Here is a 12,640-nt window from a genome sequence, read left to right as displayed (position 1 = left end):
GATGGATCGGTGAAGCGCAGCCGCATCGCGAACGTCGCTTCGATCGCCCTCATCACCGGTGCGATGAAGGCGACGAGGCGCCGGGCGGCCGACAGTGCCGCCCGGCGCGTGTATCGGTCAATGTGCTGCTTGCATCGGCATCCGGCATTGCACGAGCCACGCACGGCCGGCACCCGTGCCGCACGCGTTGCCGCGCAGCGGCGCGCGTTGTTTCGACGACAACTTGAGCGACGCAAGCTTCGACTGGGACGTCCGCACGCGCAGTGTGTCGGAACCCGGGCTCGCCGGCGGCAGCGAGCGCAATGTCGCTGCATCGATGTGCACTTGCCAGAACTGTGGCGTCCCGTTGGGGTCGTCTACGCGATAGCCCTGCCCGGTGATGGTCTGTCCGTCGGGGCTGACGCCGATCACGCGCATCAGGTCCAGCGTGCCGACCGAAATGCCGGCGGCTTCGAGCAGCGCGGCGAGACTGCGCATGCCGCTTTGCCGTGTCCAGACGTAGACGCGCGACTCGCCGCTTCGGCTATTGCTCGACTCGCCGGTCACGACGCGTCCGTCGGCGCTGATCGACGATGCGCTGCTGGTGTCGTCGCCTTCGAGAAACCCGAGCCGCTCGATGCTGCTGCCGCCATTCGTCCATCGCACGGCTTCCGAATCGACCCGCTGTCCGTCCGGCGTGGACAGCAAAGTGCCGATGCTCCCGACGATCGTCTGGCCGTCTTCGGTCACGCCCCAGGCCATGTCCATCCTCGGCTCGCCCGCGCTGCTCGTCGGCAACAGCCGGTCGCCTGATTTCTCCGTCCAGAGGAATGCACGCGAGCCATATACGCCGTCGACATTGCCGGCGTATCCCACGGCCGCGTTGCCGGCCTGGTTCATTGCGAACAATTGAACGGCGTAATTGCCGCCCGGCGGCAACTCGCGCAAGCCGGTGCGCTGGTCCCAGAAGAACCGCGCGTTCCGGCCGTCGGTCGTGACGAAGCTGCCGGTCATCCTGGAGCCGTCGCGATTCGCGACTTCGACCGTACTCCCCCAGCCCGCCGAACGCGGAACGATTTCCTGCGCACGACCGTCGCCGGGCCAGCGCACCGCCCATCGATCAAGGTTGCCGTCCGCCTGGAGCGCGCTGATCGAACCGCCGACGACCCGGCCATCGGCCGACACCGTCTGTGCGAAAGAGTCGTAGGCATTCGCCGGCGCGGCCAGCCGCTGCCAGCCCGTCGCGGCCGACCATGAGAAGGCAGTGCTGCGACCCGGCTGCGCGTCGTTCGAGTTGGCGCCGACGATCGTCTTGCCGTCCGCGCTAACGGCATAACCATGGTTCCGGCCCTCGCGCGGCCCGCCCAGATCGCCGAACACGGTCAGCGAATATCCACCCGCCGATACCGTCTGCGCGTGAACCGCGCTCATTGCCGAAGCGGCCAGCACTGCCGCAACCACACTGCTTCTCAACTGCATCTCGTCTCCCCCGAAACACCGTCAATGAAATTCGGTGCGAGCGGCTTGCGCCGCAACGCACGCCGCTCGCACCGTCTCGAACTCAGTAAAGGAAAATCCGGATCGTCGCCGACGCGTTGAACGGCCCGATCTTCGGTGGTCCGAACGACTTCAGCACCGCGTCGAGCATCACGCTCTGGTTGGCGACGTTGGCCGGAAACTGCGTGAGCGTGAATTGCTTGTTGAATTCGATCGCCCTGCCCTGGCTGTCCTCGATGCCGATGCCGAAGTTGCTCTTGCTTTCAGGCACCAGCAAGCCGTTCTGCACGGTGCCCTTCGTCGCCTCGAAGTAGCCGTCGACGCGCACCGGGATGCTGCATTTCTTCGTCAGCGACATCGAGAACCGCTTGCGCGGCACGGCCGGCAAGAAGCCGTTGCCGGACGTCTGCACCTGCCCGAAATTCACGATGCCCGGCTCGGGCGTGACCAGCACGTCGACGAGGCACGGTGTCGGCTTCAGGTTCTGCAGACCGCTCAGACGGTACTGGAAGCTCGTGTTGTACGCATTCAGGCCGCCCTCGCCGTCGAACTGAAACACCGTATAGACGTCGTTCGGCGGCTGCACCCATTTGCCCTTCTTGCGTACCACGACCTGATAGTCGAGGCTGATCTGCGTCCGCTTGCAATTTCCGCTGAGGAAGTCCGATCTCTTGCAGGGCTCCACGGCCAACCCGGTCGGCACGCCGCCGCCGGGGTTGCTGGTCCTGTCGAAATAATCGACGCCCCTGTAACGGATGCCGATCTGGAGCCCCCACGCAGCCGGGTCCGTACGAGTCGGATTGGCATAGAAATAAATGTTGTCGATGACGCTCAGGCTCTTGTCGTCGCCAAGGTCCTTGTAGCAATACCCGGTCGTTGTCCGCGGCGGCGATATCCAGATCACGTACCCGTCCGGCGCATCGGTCGGATACGACGCAACACCACCGATCGGCTCGGTCAATGACGTGGCCCCGCCGTTGGTCAGGCAACGCAGCGCCCACGCCGGCTGCACCGCCGCAACCAGCATCGCGAGCACGACCCACCTCAGCCACGCCGCCACCGGCGACACCGGTTGTCGTCGCGCCCCCCTCATTTCCTGACACTCTTGCAAACACCCGCCTCGCACGCATACTCCACCGCGACTTGACCGCCGTAGTCATCGATATGCGTGACGAACAGCGTCGCGCTCGCCGCGCCCTTGAACGGCACGTCCGCGGTGCTCATCGGGCTCACCATCACCGGATCGGGCAGCACCGGCGTCTTCTGCGCGCCCGCCGCCACGTCGACCACCGTCACATGGAACGGCGTCGGGTTGTCGAACACGAGCTTGTGCGCGGCGGCGTCGACGCGCAGCGTCATCGGCAGCGTCGGGTCCTCGTCGCGCGACGGCTGCACGCCCTTCGGCCGGTAGAACAGCTTCATCTGCGTGTGCAGCGCGATCTGCAGCGCGTTCGGCGTGTCGGTCTTCGGCGGCACCTCGCGGATGTTCAGGTAAAACACCGTCTCGCGATCGGCCGGCAGCGCGGCGCCCGGCAGCTTCGCGATCCGCAGCACGTTGCGCTCGTTCGCCTCGACGCGCTGCAGCGGCGGCACGACCATCAGCGGCGACGTGATGCGGTTGCCCTTCGCGTCCTCGATCCACGACTGCACGAGGTACGGATAGGTCGCGCTCTTGTTCGTGATCGTCACGATCGCCGCCTGCTCGCCTTCGTTGAAGATCACGCGCGTGCGGTCCGGCACGATCGACGCGTGCGCGGCGCCCGCCAGCAGCGTGCCGAAGGCTGCGAGCGCGCAGGTCGCGCGCCGCAGGAAAAGAGAAGAAAGAAGTTTCATCGCAATGTCCGTTGATTCATCGTTCGGTCCGGCCGGTCGCCGCATGCGACGCGCCGGGCGGCTGGCACGTCACCGGAATCGGCGTGCCTTCGAGTTGGAGCTGGTCCGGCAGCACGTCGAGCGTGCACAGCGTGCGTTCGCCCGCGCGCACCACCAGCGACGATTTCGGCTGGACCTGGGTCAGGTACGCGGCGCCGTCCTCGCCGACGATGCCGAGCTCCTTGCCGTTCGCCGCATCCTGCACCGACGCGCCGAACGGCAGCGCCTTGCCGCCCGTGTCCGACAGCGTCAGGAACAGGTTGCGGCCGTGCGCGGCGGAGAACTTGACGAAGCCGATCGCGCCGTCGGTCAGCACCAGCCGCTGGATCGGGTTCGACACCTGGGTTTCGAGCGGCAGCTTCTCGACGTTGACCGTCGCGTCGTACACGTTGTACGGCGAGATGCTGTCGAGCACCGCGTAGCCCCGCGCGTTGGTGCGCGACAGCGAGCCGGACAGCGGCACGTCCGGCACGCCGTCGGTCGACACCAGCAGGCGCGCGTCGCCCGCGTTGCCGTTCGCGTGCGCGGCGACGCCGTATTGCGTCGCGACCAGCGAGCCGTCGACTTCGAGCGACGCGGCCGCATACGAATTCGCGACCGTCGACGCCTGCGCGGTGAGCTGGTACGACGACGTACGCTGGCGGAAGCTCGCGTTCGCCGACGCGCGGCCCGCGGTCGAGCCGGCGGAAACCTGGTAGGTGCGCCCGGCCGGATCGTCGTAGATGTAGCCGGCGCTCGCGCTCGTGCTGCCGCCGCCCGTCGTCACGCTCGACGTGACGGTCTGGCGGTCGCCGATCGGCAGCGTCGCCGTCACCGAGAACTGGTTGCCGCTGCCGCCCGCGCCGAGCGTGCGGAACGCGGACAGGCTGACGTTCACGCGGCGCAGCGCGCCGAGCGAGAACGCGCGCGTCAGCGTGAGGCCGACGCGCTGGTCGGACGACCGCGCCCAATAGGTCGTCTGGTCGTACGAGAAATAGGTCGAGGTTTCGCCGAAGCGCTTCGACAGCGTCGCCGAATAGCGCTGCTTGCTGTTCGCGAGGCCGTACGCGGTCGGGTCGCCCGAGAACTGCGAGAAGTTCGTGTAGTCGCGCTCGGAGAAGCGATAGCCGAAGAAGCGCACGTCCGCGTCGAGCGAATCGAAGTGCTTCGAATAGTTGAAGCGGTACGAGTTGCCGTTGCGGGTCGTGCCGTTCCACCACAGCCGCGCGCTCGCATGCGTGACGTCGGCGGACACCGCGCCGAACCGGCCGAGGTCGCGGCCGACGCCGAACGCGACCGACGTATAGCCGGACGCGGCGATGAAGCCGCCATACACAGTCACGTCGAACGGCAGGCCGTACGCCGCCTCGGCAAAACCGAAGAACGGCGTGATGCCGGCGCCGCCGAACAGGCGCGGCTTGCCGACCGCAGCCTTGTAGCGCAGCTGCCCCTGGCGCGCGAGGAACGGCACCGACGCGGTCGTCACCTGGAAGCGCTGCACCGAGCCGTCCTCTTCCTCGACCGCGACGTCGAGCGTGCCCTGCACGCTCGTGTTGATGTTCTGCAGTGCGAACGCGCCCGGCGACACGCGCGTCACGTACAGCACGCGGCCCTGCTGCGACACCGTCACGGTCGCGTTGGTGCGCGCGACGCCCGAGATCAGCGGCGCATAGCCGCGCATCGACGGCGGCAGCATGCGGTCGTCGCTGCGGATCGTCGCGCCCGTCAGCGCGAACGTGTCGAAGATGTCCGAGGTCAGGTAGTCGTCGCCGAACGACACCGTCGATTCGATCGACGGCAGCGCACGAAACGCGTAGAGCCGGCTGAAGCGGAACGTGCGGTCCGCATAGACCGTGTTGCCGGCGTTCGATTGCGCCTGGTAGTCGCCGCGAAAGCGCCACGCGCCCCAGTTCGCGCCGACCGTCCCGTACGCCTGCACGGAATTCGTCTGGCTGCCCGCCGAGCCGAAGTTGCGGTTGGTGTTCGCGATCACGCGGTAGTCGAGCAGCGCGCCCGGAATGCCCTCGGTCCAGCGCTCCGGCGGCAGGTAGTACGCGTCGGTGTATTCGAGCGCCGCCTGCGGAATCGAGATCTTGAGGCGTCCGTCGCCCTTCAGGTAGCGCACGGTCACGCCTTCGATCGCGGCGAGATCGACGCAGCGGCCGCCCTGGAAGCGCGGCAGGTCCTTCGCGAGCGACGGCTTCAGGCCGAACTGCGCGACGAGCTCCGGCGGCAGGCAGGGCCGCCCCGCGCCCGACGCGTCCCCGGCGACGAACTCGATCGTCTGCAGGCCGAAGAAGACGTCGTTGACCTGCACTTCGAGCAGGTACTCGCCCGGCAGCGTGAAATCGGCCTGCGAGAACTGCGACAGGTCGACGTTGCTCGCGCCGTCGATACTCAGGAACGACGAATTGAATTCCGTCGCATGGCTCTGGCTGCCGACGGCCAGCACGGAGACGCAAAGGATGGAATGTCTGATTCGCACGAGAGGCTACCGGGGTTCCTGGACAGGGCGGGAAACGAAAAAGATACGAGGAAGGGTGCGCGCACCCTTCCCCGAGGGGCGGATGCTTACTGGTAGCGGACCGTGAAGTTCGCGACGCCGTCGGCGGTGCCCGGCGTCACGCCGGCTGCCGTCGCTTCGTACATCGCCGCGAAGCGCGCGACGTTCGTGCCGTTCTGCAGCACGACCGGCGCCTTCTGCTCGGCGCCGTTGTCGAGGTATTCGCCCGACGAGGCTTGCAGGCGGATGCCGACGTTGGTCGCCGAGCCGACGGTCGCGATCAGCTTCGGCTGCTTCGCGTTCGACGAGCCCGTGAACGTGAAGAACGCGTTCTTCGCGATGCTGGTGTCGCAGTCGGTCAGCTTGATGTCGAAGTTGGTCGGCGTGGACTTGTCGCCGGCCTGCTTGAACACGTTCGTCGGCACGAAGCCGAGACGCACGGTCTGGTCGACCGAGCCCGCGTCGATGCCGCATGCGCCCGCGACGATCTCGCCCGTGAAGTTGATCGTGCCGGTGCCGGCAGCGAAGGCCGACGAGGACAGCGCTGCGAAGGCGACGGCGGACAGGAGGGATTTCTTCATGATCGATTCCGTATGAATGGCAAAAGAATGGGACGACGTGGCGGACACAACCGGTAGCGCTTGGCTCGCCCCGTCCGTCACGAGGCGGCATTATTGAGATAAATCAGAAAGTTTTTTGTAAATCATTGTTAAATGCAATCTGACAATGTCCGATTTACCGACATTCATATGATTGTTTCCCATCAGTTCACAATCCTTTTACCTTGATCTGCAATCCTGATTGACATTTTAAAAACGTATGAAGATAAAGAACATTTCCCGGCGCACCCTCCAAAAACCCGCCTGAGGCATGCTGGCACTGGCTTCAGGCGATCCGATACCGCAAGGCCATAATCCTGTACCAATCCGCCATTCGTTGCCGATTCACAACGACAACGCGCCGCGATTTTCAATCCACAAGAAATTAACTTTCGGCTCGCTCTCAACCCATATTCTGCGCAATCGTTTGCGCGATCGAGTTTAACGTTTTACATGCGTCACTTTGTCGCCGAATAATCAAAATCACGTAATCGAATTGAAATTCGCATTTGACAATTGAAGAACCAGGCCGATGCACGCGCGACGGCGTCGTACCGTCACGCGCTCGGTCTGAAAAGCGGGAAGAAGGAGAGGAATCAGCGGTCGTCCTGCACCGCGCGGCGCGCGGCCGGCGATGCGAACAGGCGGGCGGCGTCGTGGCCGATGCCGGGCGCCTCGACGAGGCGCCAGTTGAACGTCCAGCCGCGTTGCGCGGCCACGGCCCGGGCGGCGCGAAAGGCATTGAGGCCGCGCGCGTAGCGGCTGGCCCCCTGCCCGTCCGCTTCGCTGCCATGGACGAGGTGCGTGCCGCCGGTGTCGTCGGTGCCGAGCAGCACGGTCACCGGTTGCGCGAGATACGCGCGCAGCGCATCGTCCCCGCCATGAGCCGGGCCGAGGCCGCCGAAGCCGAACGGTGCGGCGTCGGTCACGCTCGGCATGACCCAGGTCGACGGATTCGCGATCACGATGCGCGCGACGCCGGGCACGCCGCCGTACGCGGCAACGCGATCGAGGAACTGCGCGCCCGCCGAATGGCCGAGCAGCACGACGCGGGGTGCGGCGATCCCCGACGCGCGCCGCGCCCAGTCGATGAGCGGCGCGACCAGCGCGCGCGGCTGGCGCGGGTCGCGCGACAACCCGTGCGCGGCGCTCGCGCCGCCATATTGATAAACGTTGCGTGGAAAGCGCGCCGCGTCGAACTGCGGCGCGACGACGATCGCGCAGATGCGCTCGGCGAGCGGCGTCGCGTGGTCGCGGTAGGCGGCGCCGTCGCGCTGCACGCCGTGGAATACGACGAGCAGCGTCGCCGGCGCGCAATGCGCGGGGCGATAGGTGAAGACCGGCAGTGCGACGCCCGCGACGTTCACCATCGCGGCGGCCGGCCCGGGGGGAATCGTCGCCGCGTCGGCTTGCGCGTGCGCGGGCTGGCTTGTTGCCGCGACGTCAGCCACCTGCGCGTGCGCCGCTTGCGCCGCCACGAACGCCATGCCGGCGGCGAACGCCACTCCCAGCCGTGCTGGATCGATTCCCATACGTGCTCCGCTGCGTCGTGTCGACAAGCGTATCCAACGCGCGGCCACGACCGCGCGCCGACAGCGGTCACATTACCGGATATCACGCATGCGGGACGGCACCGTCACGCGTCGGCTTCCGCCGGCGACCAGCCGCCGCCGAGCGCACGGTACAGCGTGATCGCGTTGCCGAGCCTGAGCTGCTTCAGCCGGATCAGCTCCTGCCCGGATTCGAACGTGCTGCGCTGCGCGTCGAGCAGTTCGAGATAGGTCGCGACGCCGCTGCCGTAGCGGCGCTCGGCGAGCTTCAGCCGCGCGCCGTCCGCTTCGTAAACTGCCTGCTGCGCGGCGAGCTGCGCGTCGATCCAGTCGCGCGCGGCGAACGCGTCCGCCACTTCGCGGAACGCGACCTGCACGCTCTTCTCGTATTCGGCGACCGCGATGTGCTTGCGCGCCGTCGCGACGTCAAGGTTCGCGCGATTGCGCCCGCCCGCGAAGATCGGCAGCGTGAGTCGCGGCGCGAACGTCCACACGCCGGTGCCGCTCGCGAACAGGCCCGAGAACGCGTCGCTGACCGAGCCGATGTCGGTCGTCAGCGTGATGCGCGGGAAGAACGCCGCGCGCGCCGCGCCGATCTGCGCGTTCGCGGCCTTCAGGCGCGCCTCGGCCTGCCGGATGTCCGGCCGCCGTTCGAGCAGCGCGCTCGGCGCGCCCGGCGCGACGGGCGCGATCGCGAGCGTGTCGAGCGTCAGCCCGTCGCCGGGCGCCACGCGCGCGAAATCGCCCGCGAGCAGCTGCAGCGCGCGCACCGCCTGCGCATGCTCGCGCTGCAGCGCGGCCTGCGACGCGCGCGCGGCCGCCACCAGCATCTCGGCGGAGCGCAGTTCGATCGCGTCGCTCGTGCCCGCCGCATAGCGGCGCCGTGTCAGCGACGCGATCCGCTCGCGCGCGTCGAGCGTGCGCTGCGCCAGCGCGAGCTGCTCATGCAGCGAGCGCTCCGCCACATACGCGTTCGCGACTTCGGCAATCACGCCGATCCGCACCGTGCGCTGCGCTTCGGCGGTCGCGAAGTACTCGGCGAGCGCCGCGTCCGACAGGCTCTTCACGCGGCCGAACAGGTCGAGTTCGTAGGCGCTGACACCGACGCCCGCGCGATACAGCCCGCTCACCGCGCTCTGGCGCACGACCGGGTCGTACACGCGCGTGCGCTCGTAGCCGAGGTTCGCGTCGAGCGACGGCAGGCGGTCCGCGCGCTGCACGCCGTACAGCGCGCGCGCTTCCTCGACGCGGCCCGCCGCGACCCGCAGGTCGCGGTTGTTCGCAAGCGCCGCATCGATCCACGCCTGCAGCGCCGGATCGGTGAAATACGCGCGCCAGTCGTCGAGCAGCGCGGGGCTGGACGGCTGCGCGGCCGACGGCGCGCCGTCGGCCGGCGCATAGCTCGACGGCACCGGCGCCGCCGGGCGCTCGTAGCGCGGCGCGAGCGAGCAGCCCGCGAGCGCGAGCGCGGCGGCGAATGCGACCGGTGCATTCAGCCCCGAGCGTGTAGTCATGCGAAACATCAGGACGTACCCTCCATCGTCACCGGTTGCGAACCGCCGCGGCGGCGCGCGCCGACGTTGAACAGCCGGCCGACGATCACGAAAAACAGCGGGACGAGGAACACCGCGAGCACGGTCGCCGAGATCACGCCGCCGAGCACGCCGGTGCCGATCGCCATCTGCGCGCCGGACGCCGCGCCCGACGCGAACGCGAGCGGCAGCACGCCGACGCCGAACGCGAGCGACGTCATCACGATCGGCCGCAGCCGCAGCCGCGCGGCCTCGAGCGCCGCGTCGACGAGCGACATCCCCTGCGCGACGAGATCCTTCGCAACCTCGACGATCAGGATCGCGTTCTTCGCGGACAGCCCGATCGTCGCGATCAGCCCCACCTTGAAATAGATGTCGTTCGGCATCGTCCGCAGCGTCACGCCGAGCACCGCGCCGATCACGCCGAGCGGCACGACCAGCATCACCGCGAACGGAATCGACCAGCTCTCGTACAGCGCCGCGAGCGCAAGGAACACGACGAGCACCGACAGCGCGAACAGCATCGGCGCCTGCGCGCCCGACAGCCGCTCCTCGAACGACTGCCCCGACCACGCGTAGCCGATGCCGGCCGGCAGCTCGCCCGCGATCCGCTCGATCGCCGCCATCGCCTCGCCGCTGCTGTGGCCGTGCGCGGCCGAGCCGTTGATCGTGAACGACGGGAAGCCGTTGTAGCGCGTGAGCTGCGGCGGGCCGAGCGTCCAGTGCAGCGTCGCGAACGCGGCGAGCGGCACCATCTCGCCGCGCGCATTGCGCACCCGCAGCTTCTTCACGTCGTCCGGATCGAGCCGGTGCCGGCCGTCCGCCTGCACGATCACGCGCCGCACCTGCGTGCCGTGCATGAAGTCGCCGATGTAGTCGGAGCCGAACATCACCGCGAGCGTCGTGTTGATCTCTTCCATCGACACGCCGAGCGCGGACGCCTTCGCGCGATCGATGTCGAGCCTGAGCTGCGGCGCGTCCTGCGTGCCCGCGAACATCAGGTCGGTGAGCGCCGGATGCTTGCCGCCTTCGGCGAGCAGCCGCTCGCGCGCGGCGGCGAACCCCGCGTAGTCGAGCCCGCCGCGGTTCTGCAGCCGGAAGTCGAAGCCGCTCGACGAGCCGAGATCCGGCAGCGCCGGCGCGTTCATCGCGAACACCGTCGTGTTCGGCGTCGCCGCGAAGCGCGCGTTGATGCGCGCGACGATCGCCTGCACCTGGTCGTGCGCGCGCTGGCGCTCCTTCCAGTTCTTCAGCGTCACGAAGATCATCCCGCCGTTCGGCCCTTCGCCGTACAGGTTGAAGCCGCCGAGCGCGAACGTATACGCGGCCGGCTCCTGCGTGCGCACGTAGGTCTCGACCTCGCGCACGCTCTGCATCGTTTCCGCGAGCGGCGTGCCCTGCGGCCGGATCACCATCACCATGAAGTTGCCCTGGTCCTCGTCCGGCAGGAACGCGGTCGGCAGCTGCGTGAGCATCAGCGCGGCGGCCGCGGTCAGCGCGCCGTACACGACGAGCCAGCGCACCGGCTTCTTCAGCATGCCGCCGACGCGCAGCGCATAGCGCTGCGTCGCCCGCGCGACGAACCGGTTGAACCAGCCGAAGAAGCCGCCCTTCTCGTGATGGCCGTCGGCGACCGGCTTGAGCAGCGTCGCGCACAGCGCGGGCGTCAGCGACAGCGCGAGGAACGCCGAGAAGCCGATCGACACCGCGAGCGACAGCGCGAACTGCCGGTAGATGTTGCCGACCGCGCCGCCGAAGAACGCCATCGGCACGAACACCGACGTCAGCACCACGGTGATGCCGACGATCGCGCCGCTGATCTGCGTCATCGCCTTGACGGTCGCCTCGTACGGCGCGAGCCCTTCCTCGACCATCAGCCGCTCGACGTTCTCGACGACGACGATTGCGTCGTCGACGAGGATGCCGATCGCGAGCACCATCCCGAACATCGTCAGCACGTTGATCGAGAAGCCCGCCGCGAACATCACGCCGAACGTGCCCGCGAGCGCGACCGGCACGACGAGCGTCGGGATCAGCGTCGCGCGCAGGTTCTGCATGAACAGGAACATCACGAGGAACACCAGCACGCCCGCCTCGATCAGCGTCGTGACGACCTTGTTCATCGACACGCGCACGAACGACGACGTCTCGTACGGAATCTGGTACTTGACGCCCGGCGGGAAGAACTTCGACAGCTCGTCCATCGTCGCGCGCACGCGCTGCTCGGTGGCAACCGCGTTCGAGCCCGGCGCGAGCTTGATGCCCATGCCGGTCGCGACCTTGCCGTTCACGTAGGACGGGTAGTTGTAGTCGTTGCCGCCGAACTCGATGCGCGCGACGTCGCGCAGGAACAGCGCCGAGCCGTCCGGCCGCGCGCGCAGCGCGATCGCGCCGAAATCGGCGGGCGTCTTCAGCGGCGCGTCGGCGAACACGGTCGCCGCGATCGGCGCGCTGTCCGGCACCGCGCTGCGGCCGATGTCGCCCACCGTCACGCGCGCGTTGTGCGCGCGCACGGCCGCCGCGATGTCCGACGCGGTGAGCCCGTCGCCGGCCATCTTGACCGGGTCGGGCCAGATCCGCATCGCGTATTCCGAGCCCCAGAACTGCACCCGGCCGACACCCTCGACGCGCCGCAGCGCCTGCACGACGTTCGCCGACGCGTATTCGCCGAGCTGCACGGCGTTCATCCGGCCGTCCTCGGACGTCAGCGACACGACGAGCTGGATGTTGTCGGCGGCCTTCTCGACCTGGATGCCGTCGCGCCGCACGGGCTCGGGCAGCCGCGCCTCGACCGTCTTCAGGCGGTTCTGCACCTCGACCGCGGCGAGATCGGCATTCACGCCCTGCTTGAACGTCAGGTACAGCGACGCCATGCCGACGCTGCTCGTCGCGGACGTATACAACAGCCCGGGCGCGCCGTTCATCTCGCGCTCGATCAGCGCGGTGACGGACTCCTCGACGACCTGCGCGGACGCGCCCGGATAGGTCGCGTAGATGCTGACGACGGGCGGCGCGATGTCCGGGTACTGCGCGACGGGCAGTGCGCGGATCGCGAACACGCCGCCCAGCATGATGAAGATGGCGATCACCCACGCGAACACGGGGCGATCGATGAAGAAACGTGCCATG

The 12,640-nt window shown here is 68.1% G+C and carries 8 protein-coding genes; all 8 read right to left on the bottom strand.

The genetic code is table 11. The annotated features are described in order from the left end of the window. Window positions 1–117 precede the first annotated feature (117 nt). The 8 genes from KY49_RS07400 to KY49_RS07365 all read right to left on the bottom strand — a co-directional run bounded on the left by KY49_RS07400 (window position 118) and on the right by KY49_RS07365 (window position 12,639). Entirely contained in the window at window positions 118–1,410 is a 1,293-nt protein-coding gene (locus KY49_RS07400; protein ID WP_231636352.1) for a calcium-binding protein, read from the bottom strand. 130 nt (window positions 1,411–1,540) lie between these two features. Further along, on the bottom strand, window positions 1,541–2,569 hold the full coding sequence (locus KY49_RS07395) for a fimbrial protein (protein WP_042583992.1): 1,029 nt from the start codon (window positions 2,567–2,569) through the stop codon (window positions 1,541–1,543). After that, window positions 2,566–3,309, bottom strand: coding sequence for a fimbrial biogenesis chaperone (locus KY49_RS07390; RefSeq protein WP_042583991.1), 744 nt, complete (start codon window positions 3,307–3,309; stop codon window positions 2,566–2,568). Before KY49_RS07390 ends, KY49_RS07395 begins: the two co-directional genes overlap by 4 nt. 16 nt (window positions 3,310–3,325) lie before the next feature. Beyond that, window positions 3,326–5,779 carry a fimbria/pilus outer membrane usher protein gene (locus tag KY49_RS07385; RefSeq protein ID WP_176728730.1) on the bottom strand — a complete coding sequence of 818 codons (2,454 nt, stop codon included), beginning with the start codon at window positions 5,777–5,779 and terminating at the stop codon, window positions 3,326–3,328. Between the two features lie 119 nt (window positions 5,780–5,898). Further along, on the bottom strand, window positions 5,899–6,411 hold the full coding sequence (locus KY49_RS07380) for a fimbrial protein (protein ID WP_042583989.1): 513 nt from the start codon (window positions 6,409–6,411) through the stop codon (window positions 5,899–5,901). A 614-nt stretch (window positions 6,412–7,025) separates the two neighbouring features. Further along, window positions 7,026–7,961 (bottom strand): hypothetical protein, encoded by a 936-nt coding sequence (locus KY49_RS07375; RefSeq protein WP_042583988.1) that lies wholly within the window; start codon window positions 7,959–7,961, stop codon window positions 7,026–7,028. Window positions 7,962–8,065: 104 nt separating this feature from the next. Next, window positions 8,066–9,493 (bottom strand): efflux transporter outer membrane subunit, encoded by a 1,428-nt coding sequence (locus KY49_RS07370; protein WP_442854608.1) that lies wholly within the window; start codon window positions 9,491–9,493, stop codon window positions 8,066–8,068. A gap of 8 nt (window positions 9,494–9,501) precedes the next feature. After that, the gene (locus KY49_RS07365; RefSeq protein ID WP_042583986.1) at window positions 9,502–12,639 is read right to left on the bottom strand and encodes a multidrug efflux RND transporter permease subunit; all 3,138 of its coding nucleotides are present in this window, start codon (window positions 12,637–12,639) and stop codon (window positions 9,502–9,504) included. Window position 12,640 lies beyond the last annotated feature (1 nt).

Origin of the sequence: Burkholderia sp. MSHR3999 (assembly GCF_000833595.1) — a bacterium.
GTDB lineage: Bacteria > Pseudomonadota > Gammaproteobacteria > Burkholderiales > Burkholderiaceae > Burkholderia > Burkholderia ubonensis.
This window is presented reverse-complemented; position numbering and strand designations above follow the sequence as displayed.